This is a genomic window from Streptomyces sp. NPDC030840, assembly GCF_055572015.1.
On record NZ_JBVIEE010000011.1, the window covers coordinates 134789 to 151488 of the forward strand.

A 16700-nucleotide genomic window follows, 5' to 3' on the forward strand; every position below is an offset into this window, starting at 1 on the left:
ACCTGAAACACGCGCACGGCGGGAAGCGTCCGGCCGACTCGATCGGGCCGTCCTTGCGCGAGGGCTGGTACGTCACTCTCTGCCCCCAGGTCCGCCCACCGTCCCGCGAGACCCGCAGCGTGATGTACGCCCCGGCGAGCCCCTCTTCCTGCTCCTCCATGACATCGCCCTCACGTTGTGTGCTGTTGCGCTCACAGAGTGACGTCATCGTGGATACGCTCGGAAGGTAGCTGAACGTGACAACGGGGTTCGCACGGAGGGGAGTCAGGACGTGGCGATCGAGGACAATCCGCGGTCCCGGGAGCAGTACGGCGAGGAACTGAAGCGGAGGCGGGAGGCGGCGGGGCTCACGCAGGAGGAGCTGAGCCAGCGTGTCGTGATGTCCCGCACGCACATCGCACACATCGAGGCGGGGCGGCGACGGCCGGATGTGGAGGACGCGCGGCGGTTGGATCAGGTGTTGGGGGCGGGTGGGTTCTTCGAGCGGTTCCTGCCGACGCTGGACGGGCGGAAGGTGGCGGAACACTTCGCGGAGGCGCTGGAGTTCGAGGGCAAGGCCACCGAGATCCGTGAGTACGCCCCCAAGTTGGTTCCCGGCATCCTGCAGAACCCGGCGTACGCACGTGAGGTGCTCGGCTCGGGCGCTGCACCGAAGAGCAAGGAAGAACGCGAAGATCTTCTCGCCACCCGCCTTGAGCGCGCCCGAATTCTCGACAACTTCCACTCCCCGAAGGTGTGGGTGCTGTTCGACGAGGCGGTGCTACGGCGCACCGTCGGTGGACCGGGCGTGATGTGCGAACAGCTTCGTCACATCCTGGCCCTCGGAGAGAGCCACCGCATCCGCGCGCATGTCCTGCCCTTCTCGGCCGGCTACCACGCCTTGCTGGAGGGATTCGTCTCGCTCATGTGGTTCGAGGACCTCCCGCCCATCGCCTACACGGAAGGCCTCAAGTCTGGCCGGATTTGGGAACTTCCGTCCGTGGTTCGCGACTGCCAGGTCGCCTACGATCATGCTCTGGGCGACGCTTTGTCGCACCGGGAGTCCCTGGCCCTGTTCAGGTCTGTTGCGGAGGAGTACGAGTGTGAAGCGCAACGAGCACAGGATTGTTGACGCCTCGGTGCTGACCTCCTGGCGCAAGTCGAGCTACAGCGGGGGCAGCAGCGGCGACTGCCTCGAAGTCACCCCCGCAGCCCTCCCCACCCACATCCCCGTCCGCGACAGCAAGAACCCCACCGGCCCGGCCCTCGTCTTCACGGCGCCGGCCTGGCAGGCGTTCATCAACGCGGTGGGCGCAGCCACGCGCTAGCCGGTCTCTCGCCGAACGTAAGTCGCCAGGTCCTCCAAGTAGTCCCCGTGCTCGGCATGTACCGCCGAGGCGGGGATGTCTCGCAGCGGAGTCAGGTCCGCGGCGCCGATCAGGTCCGCCGTGTCCAGCTCGGACAGTGCGTGCAGTTGTGCCTCCACGCATGCCCGGGACTCCTCGAAGGACGCCATCATCGCGAGCGTCTCGGCGATGATGCGGGCCTCCGTCGGGGAGTAGCTGCGGATCCAGTCCTCGACCCGGTCACTACCGGACTCCCGCATCCGCTTGTCTTCGCTCACCAACTCCCTGATCAGTTCGGCCAATCTCCGCATACCGATGCCCCCAGTGCCCGACACGCCTTCGTCAGCCCTCCCGCTCGAACCACTCCGTAGCCTTCGGCAGGAACAGCAGGACGACCACCGGCACTCCGAACACGATGCGCAGCGCGGCGTCGGTGAACTCGGCCGGCGCCGTGGCGCTGAAGGCCTGGTTGAAGGACCCGACGAGGACGAACACCATCACCACGATCGTGGTGATCCGCACCCCACCGCGTGCGCTGCCGCCGTACCTCAGGGCGAGCAGCGCGCACACCCAGACGAGGAACCAGGGCGCCAGCAACTCGCCGAAACCGTAGGACGTCAGCCCGCTCTCCAGCGCGAGTACGACAACCAGCCCCGTGAAGGCCAGCGCGAACAACAGCACTTGAGCAGCGCGCGCCTGCCTGGGCATGACGGTCTCGTCGACTTCACTCATTGCACTCCACCTTGAAGAAAAAAGATTGTCCGATCGGGGAACACGGCGGGCGGAAGGCCGTTCAGTCTCCGTCGAGATGCAATTCCGTCGAAGGTTCGGCCGAACAGACCCCAGCGAGACGCAGAACGCCGCCCAGAAACGCAGGCATGAGCGCCCATGAGGCCGAGCGCCTGCTTCCCTCCCGCGTCACCCCACACATGGGCCCCGCCCGGTGCGGCGGGGCACATGCATCTGTTCAGCCGACTTCACCTGCCTGCACGAAGGAACCTCTCCAAGCCCCGGAGCGGAGCCTTCATGTCGCGCCTATTGATACCCGACGCCTCCAGGTGAATAAGGATCACCGCTCCAGCGCGACGCTCAGGGAAATGCCGCACGTATTCCTGAACGCACGCATCCAAAGAGCTGAATGTGTACTCCTCGATTTCCGGCTCGGCCGGGCCTACCCCCGACGTCCCGCCCGGCCCGGAGGGTGTCGCCAAGATGACCTCTGGCGCGTTATCTCCCTGGGTATTGAAGAGGACCTGAGCCACCCCTGGCTCTGGAGCTCCACCGTATTGCTCATGAGCCAGAGGCCACCACACCACTGCGGCATCACAGCCGGGCCAGGTGTCCGGCACAGAGCCAACCCTGAACTCCACATCGGCGATTCCTGCCAATGCCGCCCGGCACCCGTCGACTGCCGCCTTCGAGGGTGACGCGACTACATATTTCACGGGCACCCGGCTCCTGTGCTCACACCTGTCATGATCCGCGGCCTCCCCAACTTCGACAGCACATCGTCTCCGAGAGAAAACCCGCCGTCGGCGAGCTCCGACCTGTGAGGCACATACGCGGAGGCAGGCATGTCAGCCTTGTTGATAACGGTGCGGATCATTGTGTATGGACCGTCCTTCTCTCCTCGGAGCTGAAGGAGCGCGCGCTGCCATACTTCAACTCCGCTCGGCCGCGGACAGGTTACCCAGCGGTATCCAGCCGACCAAGCGAGTTACATGAGGCCCTCCTCACGCTTCCGCCACAACAAGCCCACAGACTTGCTGAAGCGTCAGACGGTCGTGCGGATCTCCGGAGCAAGCGCATACCGACCGCTCAGTTTGGCGAAAACCGCACACTCGTGCTTCCGTCGCAGTAGCGTGCAGGCCGCCCACCGCTCCCTGCGGTCCGCACCCCCGGACCCTGGCCGCGCAAGGAGAAACGGGATGTCAGACGCCTTCTCGTCGCCCGAGCACGAACCGCCGCCCGACCGCCCGCCCGAGCACCACCCGCCCAGGCACAGTTATCGGAACCCTCACAACCCTCCACCGCCATACCCGCACGACGCACCACCGCCGTACCCGACCGACTACGCACCAACGCCGCACCCGACCGACTACGGTCCGCCGCCGTACCCGCCCAACTACGGGTCACCGCAAGCCGCTCACCCGTGGGAGCCGCAGGAGCCCGCATCCGCCGCGCGGCCCTCCCCGCGCCGCCCCTCGCTCGTCCGCCACAGCGATCTGCGGGTCCTGCGCGGCGCGTACCGCTGGCAGCGCCGCGTGGCCACGCTCACCGCGCTCGGCTACTTCACGCTCTTCCTGGTGCTGTCCGCGTTCGCACCGTCCTTCATGACCGGCACCGTCTCCGGCGGCCTGTCCACCGGCCTGCTGCTGGGCCTGCTCCAGGTGCCCGTCACCTGCCTGGCGATCTGGGGGTACGAGCGCACCGCGCGCCGCCGCGTCGACCCGCTCGCCGACCGCATCCGCACCCACGCCGAACTCGACGCCAAGCGGGAGACAGCGCGATGACCGGGCCGATCCACCCCCACCTTCACCCCCACAGCCACACCCACAGCCCGCAGGCCGCCGACGGGCTCGCCGAGTTCGGCGGTTCCGCGCAGACGATGTCGCTCGTGGCGTTCACGGCCGTCGCCACCATCACGCTGCTGCTGTGCGTGATGACGGGCCCCGACCGCGACGACCTCGACGAGTTCTACACCGGCTACCGCTCGCTCTCGCCGATGCGCAACGGGCTCGCGATCGCGGGCGACTACATCTCGGCGGCGTCGGTGCTGGGCACCGGAGGCGTGATCGCCCTCTTCGGCTACGACGGTGTGGTCCTCGCCCTCAGCACGGCCCTGTCCCTGATGCTGCTGATGTTCCTGCTGGCCGAGCCGCTCAGGAACACCGGACGGTTCACCATGGGCGACGCGCTGGCCCGCCGGATGCCCGGCCGCGCGGTGCGCGTCACCGCGTGCGCCACGACCCTCGCCGCGCTGCTGCCGCTGATGCTGGTCCAACTCGCGGGCACCGGCGACCTGCTGGCCTTCATCCTGGGCTTCTCCGGAGAGAACCTGAAGACCGGCGTCATCGTCGGCCTCGGCGCCCTGATGATCGCCTACGCGGCGATCGGCGGCATGAAGGGCACCGCCCTGATCCAGATCCTGAAGATCGTGATGCTGCTGGGCTCGGGCGGGATCATCGCCGTACTGATCCTCGACCGCTTCGGCTGGGACCCCGGCGCGCTGCTCGGCGCGGCGGCGGACAACAGCGACGTCGGCTCCGGCCTGCTGCACTCGGGCCTGCAGTTCGCCGGCGGCCCCCACCCCGAGCTGGACATGATCAGCGCCCAGCTCACCGTGGTCCTGGGCGGGGCGTGCCTGCCCCACATCACGATGCGCATGTACTCCGCGGGCAGCGCACGCGAGGTGCGCCGCTCCCTGTCCTGGGCCGTGCCGTCGGTCGCCCTGTTCGTGCCGGTCATCACCGTCGTCGGCTTCGGCGCGACCGCGCTCATCGGCCGCGAGGTGATCGCGCGGGCGGACCCGCAGGGCAACACGGCCTATCTGCTGGGCTCCCGGGCGGCGTTCGGCGCGGAGATCTCCACGGCGGAGACGCTGCTGTTCACCACGGTCACGACAGCGCTCTTCCTCACGCTGCTCGCGTCGGTCGCCGGGATGATCCTGGCCTGCGCCAACTCCCTGGCCCACGACGTGTTCGCCACCCGGGCCAGGCCCCTGACCCCGCGCGGGGAGATGGCCCTGGCCCGATTCTCGGCGGCCGTCGTGGGCGTCGTCGCGATCCTCCTCGCCACGATGGTCCAGCACCACAGCCTGCAGCCCCTGGTGACGCTCTCCTTCTGCCTGGGCGCCTCCGCGCTCGCCCCCGCCCTCGTCTACAGCCTCTTCTGGCGCCGCTACACCCGCGCCGGCCTGCTGTGCACCCTCATCGGCGGCTCCCTGTCCGTGCTCGTCCTGATGCCCGGCACCAACCTGGTCTCGGGCTCGCCCGTCGCGGCCTTCCCGGACGCCGACTTCAACTGGTTCCCCTTCACCACGACCGGCATCGTCTCCATCCCCCTCGGCTTCGCCTTCGGCTGGCTCGGCACGCTCGCCTCCGGCCGGGAGACGGCGGAGGAACAGCGCAGGCAGTACGAGGCGGTGGAGGGCAGGATCCTCGCCGGTGCGGAACGCAGGAACTGACGCCGCCCCAGGGTGCCGACGACGCGGTCGTGCGGGCGGAATGGCCGGTTCTCCCCACCTTGCGATGCCTGTGTGACGAGAAAGTGTTCTTGTGGCGCATGCAAGATCGTGTGACGGTAAGGGCACTGACATGCGCATGCAGCCACGCCTCTGACCAGCGAAGTCGCCGCACGCGCATCACGTCGAACGGGCCGGCCCACGCGTCGGCCCGGAATGGGGGTTCGCACATGAACGCACTGCGCGCATCAGCCGGAACCGTCCTCACCGCGGGGCTGCTCTTCGGCGGCGTCGTCGCCGTACCGGCACAGGCGAGCGCCGCCGACACGACCAACGGCCACTGCGTGTACAACGTCTCCACGGACACGAGCACCTGTTACGACACCTTCCGCGCCGCCATCGCCGACGCCACCAACGGCAAGGTGACCGACGCGTCGCTCGCCGCCCGCACGACCGCGTCGTTCCAGCAGCGCATGGACGGCCCCATGCCCACGGCCGCGGGCGCCGGCGCGGCCGCCGTCGACTACGTCCTGTCCATCGAGTACGACATCGCCAACCTCAGCCCCTCGGGCGGCACCCTCACCATCACGGCGAGCGCGCCCTGCGTGGAGGACGGGCAGCGGGACTTCACCGTGAACGACGTCCGCGACGCCTGGCCCTCGTGGAACGACCGGATCTCGTCCTTCCAGGGCTACAACACCTGCGACGTCAACCACTACGAGCACCAGGTCCGCAACGGCGGTGACACCACCGGCCCGAAGCGCGTCATGACGACCATGGGTGACATGTCCAACAAGACGACGGGACTGACCTTCGGCTGACCCCGCCGATCACGCCGCCGGGCCGGTGACGCCACCGCGTCACCGGCCCGGCGCACACCCCTACTCCGTCGGTGCCCGCCCCGTGAGCGCCGCCAGGCTGTTGCGCACATGGTCCATGTGGGCCCGCACCGTGTCCCACTGCTCGCCGTGTTCCCGCAGCACACGTTCCGTCTCGCGGATGATGCGGTCCTCCTGGACCCGGGCCTCGGCGATCACCTCGGCGGCGCGGGCCTCGGCGTCGGCCTGGACGCGGGCGTCGGACTCCTCGGCCTCGGCGCAGGCACGTGCGGCCTCCGACAGCGCGGCCTCGGCACGGGCCATCCGTTCGGCGTGCCTGGCCTCGAACACCGCCTCACGCTCAGCCAGCTCGCGGTCCATCTCCTCGCACCGGTCGGCGTACTCCTTCTCCTGCTCGGCGAGCAGCCCCTCGGTCCGCCGGCGCACCTCCCGCAGCGCGGCCAGCGCCTCGCCCCGGCGCTCCTTGACCTCAAGCCGGGCCTCGACCCGCAGGTCGTCCGCCTCCGCCCGGGCCGCGAGCAACCGCTGCCGGGCCCGCTCCTCGGCCTCGCCGCGCACCTCGTCGGCGTACGCCTGCGCGGCCTCACGCACCCGGCGCCCCGCCTCCTCCGCCTCGTCGGCGATCCGCTGGGCGTCCCTGCGGCCGCCCGCCCGCACCTCCTCGGCCTCCTCCGCGCCCAGCTCGAACAACTGGCGCGCCCGCTCACCGAGCGCCTCGTACGTCTGCGGAGCCAGCCGGGCCACCTCCTCCCGCAGCCGCTCCGTCTCGGCCTCCATCTCCTTGGCCAGCACGGTCAGCCGCGCCGCCCGCTCCCACGCCGCGTCACGGTCCTGCGAGAGGGTCGCCGTGTACGCGTCGACCTGGTCGGGACGGTAGCCACGCCGTACGACCGCGAAGCCGTCCGACGACACCGATGCGCTGCTCATCCTGGAACCCCTCTCGAATGATTTCGCGCATATCTTGATTCATCGGGTGTAAGTGCTCATAACGCGACACTCCACCTGAGAGCAACGGCCGTCGCCCCCGGTCGTCGTCCGCGCGGTCCCCAGTCGTCGTCCGCACGCGAAAGGGCCGGGCCCGGCCACCTGCTTCTCGCGAGGAAGGCCCCTCTGCCCGCGTTCACGCCGGGGAGGAATCGCCGGGTGTCGCGGCTCGGAGCGTCGCCGCATCGGTTCAGGGCGCGGAGGGCGCACACCCGCTGTTGGGTATCGCCGAGGTGATCGAACATGCGTGCCTGTGATCGCCGGTCAGGATGGTGACTGGCGGATCTGGGTGCGTTTGTGCGGCCGTCGTACGTATGGTCCTTCAGGGGGTCCGGGCTGGCGCAATGTCCCGGCCGGGGGCCGTGAGGGGGCGAGATGGTGCAGATGAGGGCGGCTGCGGAGATCGAACATGCCCGATACACCTACCGACTGCGCGTGTCGTCCACTGCCCGCACCGCCCTGTCGGCGGAAGGGGACCGATGCCGTTGGGTGTGGAACGAATGCGTCGCCAAGTCCAGGGCCGTAGACCTGCAGAACAAGTCCACCGGTCAGGAAGCCACGTGCGGCCCGGCTCAGCTCGATCGGATGCTGACCGAGGCCCGCGCCCGTATGCCGTGGCTGCGTGAGGGCTCGTCGGTTGTCCAGCAGCAGGTCATCCGCGACTTCGGCCGCTCCCGAGCCAAGGCGCACAAGGACATCGCAGAGCGCCTGCCCATGGCCCGCCGGGCCGGGATGCCGAAGTGGAAGACCAAACGCGAGGCGCTGCCGACTCTGAACTACACGCGGCGCGGGTTCCGCCTGCGGGACGGCCGGTTGCACCTGGCCGGGGGCATCGTCCTGACTGTGGTGTGGTCGCGGGAACTGCCAGCTGAGCCGTCCTCGGTACGCGTGTACCAGGACAGCCTCGGGCATTGGTACTGCTCGTTCGTTGTCCCCGCTCAGGCTGAGCCCTTGCCGGAGACCGGCCGCGCACTCGGCGTCGACTGGGGCGTCAAGGAGACCGCGACCACCACGTCCGACGCGCACGACCTGCCGCACGCCGCGCACGGCAAGGAGGCCCGCACGAAGCTGACCCGGTACGACCGGATGATGGCCCGCCGCAAGCCGAAGAAGGGACAACCGGCATCGAAGGGCTACCGCGCGGCGAAGAGACTGCGGGCGAAAGCGCACAAGAAGGTCGCCAGGCAACGTGAGGACACCGGTCGCAAGTGGGCCAAGAAGGTCGTCCGCGACCACGACGCCATCGCTGTCGAGGACTTCCGCCCGAAGTTCCTGGCCAAGACCACCATGGCCCGCAAGGCCGCTGACGCCGCCATCGGCGCCACCAAGGCCGCTCTGATCGAGATGGGCCGCAAGCACGGGCGGGACATCCGCCTCGCACACCCCGCGCACACCACGATGGACTGCGCGCACTGCGATGCGAGAGCCAAGCATCGCTTGCCGCTGGGTGAGCGCACCTACAACTGCACCGCGTGCGGAGCCATGTCCCCACGGGACAAGAACTCCGCACACGTCATGCTCGTCCGGGCTGGTCTCAACCCGGCTGGCGCTGATGGCACAAGACCTCCTGGAGCGCTGCTCCATGAGGCAGCCTGAGCCAGGAATCCCCACCCTGCGCTTCAGGGCGGGGAGGACTCAAAGCAGTCCGTCCCACATCTGCTCCAGCAGCACCGACCACCAGCTCTCCGGCGAACCGAGCGCCGCCGGGTCGAGCGCCGCCAACTGCGCCTGGAAGTCGACGGTCCAACGGCCCGCCTGCTCCTGGTTCAGTCCGTAGCGCAGCCGCCACATCCGGCCCAGCAGCGCCAGGCAGCGCTGGAACTCGGGCAGTCCCGTGTTCACGAACTGCGGCGGCACCGGAGCACCACCCGGCCCCGCCTCCACCGGCACCGCCACGATGTTCGCCGTGCCGTACTGCACACACAGCGCCTTGCCGAAGTCGCTGCCCATGACGAGGTACGAGCCCGCGTCCGAAGCCGGCTGGATACCGCGCTCCTGCGCCAGCTCGGCCAGCGTCGGCACCGGCCGCTGCGGTTGGGCCTGCGCCCAGAAGAACGGGCCCATGTCGGCCGGCAGTCCGCCCACCACCAGCGAGTGCGCCACGACCGGCGGCACGCCCTGCCGGGACACCGCATGCTGGTCGAACCGGAAGATCCCCGGCCCGAACGCGGCCGCCAGCTCCTGCGCGATCCCCTCCGGCGGGACGGGCGGCGCGGGCTGCACCGGCGGAAGCGGCGCCCGCACCGGCGCGGGCCGCGCGGGACCGTCGGCCACCTGGTGCAACTCCCCCTGGTGCGCGAGGAGCTGCGCCATACCCTGCTGACGCGAGGCGTGATCGGTGCCGTACGGGGCGATGGACGTGATCCGCGCGTTCGGCCACTGCTCACGGATCATCCGCGCACAGTACGCGCCCGGCAGCTCGCACGACTCCAGCTCCGTATGCAGCTCCAGCACCTGGTCCGGCGGGATGTTCATGCCGCGCAGCTCATGGAAGATCTGCCACTCCGGGTGCGGCGTGCCCGGCGCCGACCGCCGGATCACCTGCTGCTCGGAGCCGTCCGGGGCGCGGTAGCGCAGCACGGCCTGATAGCCGGGGCCCACGGTCGGCGGCCCCGGAGGCTGCTGCGGGTAGCCGTACGCCGGAGGCCGCGGCCCCGCCGCCGGGGGCTGCCCGGGGACCGGCTGGGGCGCGCCCGGGGGCATACCGGGGGGAGCCGGAGGCTGGGGAACACCAGGGGCCGCGGGCGCGCCGGGAGGGCCCACAGGCGGACCGACCGGTGGACCGACCGGTGGACCGACCGGTGGACCGACCGGTGGACCGACCGGTGGACCGGCCAGCACGGTCTCGGCGTGGTGGACGGCACCAGGGGTGCCGGGAGCACTCGGGGCGCCCGGGGCACCCGGTGGTGCCGGCACACCCGGAGCGCCGGGCGCGCCGGGAGCCGCGGGCTGGCCCTGGGCACCCGGACGGCCCGGAGCACCGGGAGGACCGGGAGGACCCGGAGGCTGGGGCGCACCGGGAGGCTGGGGCGCGCCCGGGCCGCCCACAGGGGGGCCCGACAGCACCGTGGCCGCGTGGTGAACACCACCCGGGGGCGTGCCATCGGCCGCACTCCGTGCACCCGGCGGCTGCGGAGCACCGGGAGCACCAGGAGCAGCCGGTACGCCCGGAGCACCCGGCGTACCCGGTGCCGCGGGCACGCCGCCCGTGCCCCCCGGTCCGTCCGGGCCGAGCTGCGAGACCAGCTGCGTCGGCACGTACCCACCCGCCGGTGCGCCCGGAGGCGCCGGGGGTCCCGGAGGCGGGGGCGGGGGCGACGACACACCCCGGGGCGGCTGCGCCTTGCTCGTCGCGGCGTCGGCGATGTCACCCGCGTGGGGCGCGGCGGGCGGAGGCGTACCGGGAGCCTGCGGATAGCCGTACGACGGCGCGCCGGGCGGAGGCGTACCCGGGGCCTGCGGATAGCCGTACGACGGCGCGCCGGGCGGCGGAGGCGGCGTGTCCCGCGGACGAGCGGAGCCGTCCGGCGCCGGAGAGACGGCGGTCGGCGGCAGTTGGCTGCCCCCGGACATCAGCTCCGTCTCGGCGTCCGGCGCCGCGCCGGGCCCGTCCTCGGCGTCCGCCAGTGGCGGCGCGAACACCGTCTGCGGCAGCGGTACCGAACGGTCCTCCTCGCCACCGGCGTTGGTGTCGGTCCCGGCCCACGGAGTCGCCCCCGGCGCCACACCCGGCACGCGGTCCTGCGGCGGCGCGTCCTGCGGCAGCGCGTCCTGCGGCAGCGCGTCCTGCGGCAGCGCGTCCCGCACCTCGTCCACGGCGCCGGCCGCCGGCCACGGCGTGGCGTCGGCCGGATCGGAGGACCCGGCAAGGGTCTCGGGCAGGGCACCGCTCCGCCCCGGCACCGCGTCCGCCACGGACCCCGTGTCCGAGCCGGCGACAGCGGCAGCCGCAGCCGGACGCACCCCGGCCCCATCGGACCCGGACCCGGACCCGGAACCGGAACCGGCATCTGCACCAGCGCCAGCACCGGCCGCCCCATTGGCGGAAGCCCCGCCGGACGCCTCCGGCCCCGACTGCGGTCCCGACCCCGACCGCCGGTCCGAGATCCCCAGCTTGTCGGCCGCCTCCTGCAACCACTCCGGCGGAGTCAGCAGGAACGACGTCTGGTTCAGGTCCACCCGCGCCGGAGGAGGCACGGACGAGGACTCCGGCGCGGCGTCCGTCCGGCCGTACTCCTCCTCGTACCGCCGGATCACCTCACCCACCGGCAGCCCCGGCCACAACGTCGCCTCACCGCTGTCCCGAGCGATGACGAGCCGCTGCACACCCCCGTCCGACCGCGGCCCGTCGACCCGGTCCTCGGCCCACACCACGAACCCCAGCTCGAACTCCCGCACCCGCACCTCACGGTGCTGGTAACCGGGCACATCGCCGTTGATCCACTCCTCGGCGCGCTCCTGCGCCTGCGCGAAGGTCACCATCGAAGCTCACTCCCCCACCGAGGACACCGAAGACGCCGAAGACACCGAGGACGCCGCGGACGCGGGCACGGCACGCGCGAACCCACCGTCCACCATCAGATTCGCCACGGTCTCCAACTCCGGCGGATTGCCCGCCAGACGCGACAGGAACGCGTCGAAGTCGTCCCCGCACGGCAGCAACAACCGCTCCACACGCTCGGCGGGCGACCACGACGGATCCACGTCACGGGCGTCGTCGTACGCGCAGAACCACACCGACCCGACCCGGTCACCCCTCACCTTCACGGCGAGCAACCCGCCCTGCACGAACCCCACACCCAGATAATCCTTGGTCAGATGGTCCCGCAGGCACTTGTTGACGTACACGAGATCATTGACCGCCGCCTCGTCACGCACCGTGAAGAACGGCTGGTCGACCAGCAGCCCCAACTCCGCGTCCAGCGCCGCCCCCACCGGCGCACACCCGCCCGCCGCCTTCAGGAACGACCGGTACGCCCCCGGCAGCCGATACCCGAGATCCTCCTCGACCCCCAGCACCTGCTGCTCGGTGACCGCCAGCACCGACTTCGGCAACCCGAAATGCACAGGCCGCGTCTCCTGCAACGGCCGCGTACCCCGCTTGCCCTGATCCACCGCCGCCGTCGCCACACCACCGTGATGCCGCAGCAACGCCTTGACGTCCACCGGGACCAACTCCAGCCGCCGACTGCCCCGTACGTGATGCCAGGTCCAGCCATGCGGAGTCGCCACCGCCGGAATCGTGTCCCACAACTCGTGCCCGGAAGCAGCGAGCGCGGCGTTCGCGGACACGTAATCCGTCAACCTGAGCTCATCCACACCGAACCCTTCCGGGGGGTCCGCGATCTCAGCGACGGCACGCGCGTAAGGCGAGAAATCCGGATACCCATGGGCGTCCACACGCACACCCCTCGGATGACGCGCGGCCCGGACCGGGTCCGGAAACTGCACGACCTGCCCGGCGTAGGCCGCGTTCGGCGGCGCGGCTTGCTGCCCGAGCCGACCTGTCGTCATGGCGGATGCCCCCTGCGGCGTTCTGTATGGCCTGATTTGCCTGTCGATGACGCGATGACCGTACGGATCGCGGTCGTCGACAGCCTAAGCGGTACGCCGACACCGGTCACCGGGCCTCCAGTTCCGTGACCTGCCGTCACCCCGCCGTGACGGTGCGACGAAGCCCGGGCGTGTCGTGGTGCCCCAGCTTCCACAGCAGCCACGGACTTTGGCAGTCTGTGTCCGCTGCCGGGGGATGCGACAGGAGGGGAAGAAGAGCATGAACGCGACCCACACGGGCACCTCGGGTGACCCGCGCATCGGCTGGAGCAACACCGACACGGTGCACGCGCCCACCCTCCACCACCGCCGCGACGGCATACTCCCCACCATCGCCGCCGCCCTCTCCGTACGCGGCGAAACCCTCACCGGCACCGCCGCGAGAGGCGACCAGCCGCCCCCACTCCACCCCCTCGTCCAGGACTTCCTGGACTCCCTCGCCACCGCCCAGCGCGACCGCTTCACCGGCCGCTGCGCCGAGGCCATCCTCATCTCCCGGCACATCGCCGCCGCCGACGCCGCCCGCAGCAAACGCGCGTCCCGCAAACCCATGACCAACGGCGAAGCCCGCAAAGCCCTCAAACAGGCCAAACTCACCGCCCGCCGCATCCGCGAGGCCGGCGACCCCCTGCACGGCAGCTTCGCCGCACCCTGCCGCGCCTGCCAGGCCCTCAGCGCCCACTTCGGCGTACGCATCGTCGACCCCACCCAGGAACCCTGACCCAGTACGACGGCGTCACCACCCACACGGCGACCGCCGAGCACCAACCCTCGACGAACGAAGGGCCGATGCAAGCCGACCGCACCTCCACCACCCGCTTCCCCGTGCCCGTCGACGCCGCGCTGCGCGCCGCGGGCTGGCTGCCCGGCAGATGGGACATAAAGCAGGCCGAGATCTGGGCCGACACCCTCCGCGACCACACCTCCCCCGCCGGCCACCGCCACGCGGTCTTCCCCGCGGCCGTCGAAGCATGGGCCGAATTCGGCGGCCTCCACATCGTCGCCCAGGGCCCCGGCCGCGAACTCGCCCCCTCAGCCCTGCACCTCGACCCCCTCCACGGGCTCCACATGGCCCGCACCCTCGGCGACCTCGGCCGCGCCCTCGACACCGAGGTCTGCCCCCTCGGCCTCGAACCCGACACGCACACCCTCCTCGCCATCGACACCCAAGGACGCGTGTACGCGCTGGACCACACCGGGGACTGGTACCTCGGCCCCACCCTCGACCAGGCCTTCACGACCCTGCTGACCGGGGTACCTCCGGTACGGCTCACGGCGGGATGAGACGGTCCCCTCCGTGGGGTTACCGCCGGTGACCGACTGCGGCTACGTCGTGGCCTGTCGCGCCCACGCGGCGGAGCCGCACATGCAACACAGCCCCGCGCCCCTGAAAACCCGGGGCGCACCCGGCAGGCGCGGACAGCCCCCGGAAGCGATGCCGCTCAACCCCCCGCCGGAATGACCGCCGACACCCTGAAACCTCCCGCATCCGTCGGCCCCGACACGAACACACCCCCGAGCGCCGCCACCCGCTCCTTCATCCCCAGCAACCCGTTCCCACCAGAAGGCAGCCGCGCGGACTCCGCCGAACCCGGCTCCGGCGGCGGCTCGTTCTCCACCTGCATCGCGATCTCCGCCACCCGATGCGCCAACCGCACATACGTCTTGGCACCCGCCGCATGCTTGTGGACGTTCGTCAACGCCTCCTGAACCACCCGGTACGCGGTCTGCTCGATCTCCGGCGCGTACCCCTGAACATCCCCCTCCACCGACAGATCCACGACCATCCCCGCGGCCGCCGACTGCCCCACCAACTCCTCCAGATCCGCAAGACACGGCCCCTCGGCCCCCTCGTCCTGCCCCCGCGACACCCGCGAAGCCGCCTCCGCCGCCGCGACCCCCACAGCCGCCAACGGCACCGGCTCACTCCCGCCGCGCCCGGCCGCCAGCCCGTCCCCCGACCGCAGCACCCCGAGCATCTCCCGCAACTCCGTCAGCGCCTGCCGCCCCATGTCCCCCACCAGCGCCGCGTTCTTCACAGCCTTCTCGGGATCCTTCCGCGCAACCGCCTGCAACGCCGCCGCGTGCACCACCATCAACGACACCCGATGCGCCACCACGTCATGCATCTCCCGGGCGATCCGCGTCCGCTCCTCACCCCGGGCCCACTCCGCCCGCTCCTCGGCCCGCTCGGCCAGCAACTGCAGCTCCCGCTCCAGCGAGTCCGCCCGCTCCCGCAGACTCTCCATCAACCGCCGCCGCGCCCCCACATACAGACCGAGCAGCACCGGCGGCGCCGTCAGCCCGAGCGCCATCGTCAACGACACGAACGGCGGGAACCACTCCCCCCACACCGCCGCCGCTTCCCCCTGCACACGCCCCTGCGCTGTCTGCACGTACGCGACGACGAACACGCCGAGGAACGACATCCCCGACAACGCCCCGATCACCCGCCTGGGCGCCTCCGACGCGGCCAGCGTGTACAGACCGACGATGCCCATCAGATAGCCCATCTGCGCCGGCGTGATCGCGATCGACACCAGCACCACCGCGACAGGCCACATCCGCCGCACCAGCAGCACCGACCCGGCCAGCAAACCGAACACCACACCGACGACCACGGGCAGCCCCGCGTCCTGTGCGAACGGATACCCCCGCACCGCGCACTCGATCATCGACAGCAGCGCCAGCCCGCCGTCCAGCGCGGCTCCGCGCCAACGCACCCACCACCAAGGCCCGTCCCTGGTCCCCGCCTCGATGCGGCCTTCCCCCGTCGTGGTCATGCCTCCAGCCTACGGGCGGGCGCCAGCGCTTTTCCGGCGAGTTTCCCGTACTGGCCTACACCACGCTCCGCGATCGAACGGAAGCGAAACCGACCGGAATCCCTCGAACTACTGATTCGCTCACCGTTCGACCCCGGAACCACGCATTCCGGCCGGACGGTATGCCCATGGCACATTCGCAGAACAAGTACGCGGACTTCGAGGGGTTGCGGGAGCGGGCGGTCGCGCTGCGGCGGGCAGGACTCAGCCGCCGCCAGATCCGCGACCGGCTCTACGTCGACAACAACGACATCCTCAACCGCCTCCTGGAGGGCGAGCCCCCACCCGAGTGGACGAAGCGGCCCAACGCGAAGGACGACCTGCGCGCGAGGGCGCGGGAGCTACGGCTCCAGGGCTGGACGTACGACCAGATCCAGGTGGAGCTGGGGTGCTCTAAGAGTTCGATCTCGTTGTGGGTACGGGATCTGCCGAAGCCGGAGCGGCGGGATCCGTCGGAGCAGGCGAAGCTCGCAGGCCGAAAGCGGTGGGAGCACGAGCTCGCCATCCGTGACGAGGAACGCCAGCGGACCAAGGCCACAGCAGCCCAGCAGATCGGCACGATGAGCGATCGGGAGCTGTTCATGACCGGCGTTGCCCTCTACTGGGCGGAAGGCAGCAAGGACAAGCCGTACGACCGTCGCGAGACCGTCGCCTTCGTCAACAGCGACCCCGACGTAATCCATGTGTACTTGGCCTGGCTCGACCTCCTTGGAGTCGAGCGCGAGCGCCTCCGATTCACCGTCATGATCCACGAAACGGCGGATGTGGCGGGCGCCGAACGATTCTGGGCCGACCTCGTCGGCGCCGACCGCACCGCGTTCAACAAGACGACCATCAAGAAGCACAACCCCAAGACAGTGCGGAAGAACGTCGGCGACTCCTACAGAGGCTGCCTCGTGATCAAAGTCCTCCAAGGCGCTGACTTGTACCGTCGCGTCGAAGGCTGGTGGTCTGGCATGGTGGTGGAGGCCAAGCGGCGAACCGCGTAGGCTGC

15 protein-coding genes are annotated in these 16700 nt (G+C 70.6%); 9 read left to right on the forward strand and 6 right to left on the reverse strand.

Translation table 11 applies throughout. The features are described 5' to 3' along the window. Positions 1-271: 271 nt before the first annotated feature. Positions 272-1111: a helix-turn-helix domain-containing protein gene (locus ACZ49J_RS23975; protein WP_467452625.1), complete on the forward strand. Its 840-nt coding sequence runs from the start codon at positions 272-274 to the stop codon at positions 1109-1111. Then, positions 1083-1307, forward strand: a complete 225-nt coding sequence (locus ACZ49J_RS23980) for a DUF397 domain-containing protein (RefSeq protein WP_467452624.1) — start codon at positions 1083-1085, stop codon at positions 1305-1307. The genes ACZ49J_RS23975 and ACZ49J_RS23980 overlap by 29 nt, the downstream gene beginning before the upstream one ends. Here the strand turns inward: ACZ49J_RS23980 and ACZ49J_RS23985 are convergent. Then, positions 1304-1603 (reverse strand): hypothetical protein, encoded by a 300-nt coding sequence (locus ACZ49J_RS23985; RefSeq protein WP_467452623.1) that lies wholly within the window; start codon positions 1601-1603, stop codon positions 1304-1306. The two genes, ACZ49J_RS23980 and ACZ49J_RS23985, sit on opposite strands and share 4 nt — an antisense overlap. A gap of 64 nt (positions 1604-1667) precedes the next feature. After that, positions 1668-2057, reverse strand: coding sequence for a hypothetical protein (locus ACZ49J_RS23990; protein WP_467452622.1), 390 nt, complete (start codon positions 2055-2057; stop codon positions 1668-1670). Between the two features lie 1196 nt (positions 2058-3253). On the opposite strand from ACZ49J_RS23990, the gene ACZ49J_RS23995 reads away from it, so the two are divergent. The 3 genes from ACZ49J_RS23995 (at position 3254) to ACZ49J_RS24005 (ending at position 6329) form a co-directional block, all read left to right on the forward strand. Next, positions 3254-3838: a DUF485 domain-containing protein gene (locus tag ACZ49J_RS23995; protein WP_467452621.1), complete on the forward strand. Its 585-nt coding sequence runs from the start codon at positions 3254-3256 to the stop codon at positions 3836-3838. A 95-nt stretch (positions 3839-3933) separates the two neighbouring features. Continuing rightward, positions 3934-5511 carry a sodium/solute symporter gene (locus ACZ49J_RS24000; protein ID WP_467452768.1) on the forward strand — a complete coding sequence of 526 codons (1578 nt, stop codon included), beginning with the start codon at positions 3934-3936 and terminating at the stop codon, positions 5509-5511. Between the two features lie 227 nt (positions 5512-5738). Further along, entirely contained in the window at positions 5739-6329 is a 591-nt protein-coding gene (locus ACZ49J_RS24005; RefSeq protein ID WP_467452620.1) for a hypothetical protein, read from the forward strand. A gap of 60 nt (positions 6330-6389) precedes the next feature. Here ACZ49J_RS24005 and ACZ49J_RS24010 read toward each other — a convergent pair whose 3' ends face one another. After that, the gene (locus tag ACZ49J_RS24010) at positions 6390-7274 is read right to left on the reverse strand and encodes a cellulose-binding protein (protein WP_467452619.1); all 885 of its coding nucleotides are present in this window, start codon (positions 7272-7274) and stop codon (positions 6390-6392) included. Between the two features lie 441 nt (positions 7275-7715). Here ACZ49J_RS24010 and ACZ49J_RS24015 point away from each other — a divergent pair, with 441 nt between their 5' ends. Beyond that, positions 7716-8927, forward strand: a complete 1212-nt coding sequence (locus ACZ49J_RS24015; RefSeq protein WP_467452766.1) for an RNA-guided endonuclease InsQ/TnpB family protein — start codon at positions 7716-7718, stop codon at positions 8925-8927. Between the two features lie 39 nt (positions 8928-8966). On the opposite strand, the gene ACZ49J_RS24020 is transcribed toward ACZ49J_RS24015, so the two are convergent. Then, on the reverse strand, positions 8967-11813 hold the full coding sequence (locus ACZ49J_RS24020) for an SUKH-4 family immunity protein (protein ID WP_467452618.1): 2847 nt from the start codon (positions 11811-11813) through the stop codon (positions 8967-8969). Positions 11814-11819: 6 nt separating this feature from the next. Further along, a complete protein-coding gene (locus tag ACZ49J_RS24025) occupies positions 11820-12845 on the reverse strand; it encodes an SMI1/KNR4 family protein (protein WP_467452617.1) in 1026 nt (341 codons plus the stop codon). A 259-nt stretch (positions 12846-13104) separates the two neighbouring features. On the opposite strand from ACZ49J_RS24025, the gene ACZ49J_RS24030 reads away from it, so the two are divergent. Both ACZ49J_RS24030 and ACZ49J_RS24035 read left to right on the forward strand, forming a co-directional pair. After that, positions 13105-13605: a YwqJ-related putative deaminase gene (locus ACZ49J_RS24030; RefSeq protein ID WP_467452616.1), complete on the forward strand. Its 501-nt coding sequence runs from the start codon at positions 13105-13107 to the stop codon at positions 13603-13605. A 68-nt stretch (positions 13606-13673) separates the two neighbouring features. Continuing rightward, on the forward strand, positions 13674-14168 hold the full coding sequence (locus ACZ49J_RS24035) for an SUKH-3 domain-containing protein (protein ID WP_467452615.1): 495 nt from the start codon (positions 13674-13676) through the stop codon (positions 14166-14168). Between the two features lie 158 nt (positions 14169-14326). Here the strand turns inward: ACZ49J_RS24035 and ACZ49J_RS24040 are convergent, their stop codons facing one another. Beyond that, positions 14327-15667, reverse strand: coding sequence for a sensor histidine kinase (locus ACZ49J_RS24040; RefSeq protein WP_467452614.1), 1341 nt, complete (start codon positions 15665-15667; stop codon positions 14327-14329). A 167-nt stretch (positions 15668-15834) separates the two neighbouring features. Here ACZ49J_RS24040 and ACZ49J_RS24045 point away from each other — a divergent pair, with 167 nt between their 5' ends. Next, positions 15835-16695: a helix-turn-helix domain-containing protein gene (locus ACZ49J_RS24045; protein ID WP_467452613.1), complete on the forward strand. Its 861-nt coding sequence runs from the start codon at positions 15835-15837 to the stop codon at positions 16693-16695. Positions 16696-16700 lie beyond the last annotated feature (5 nt).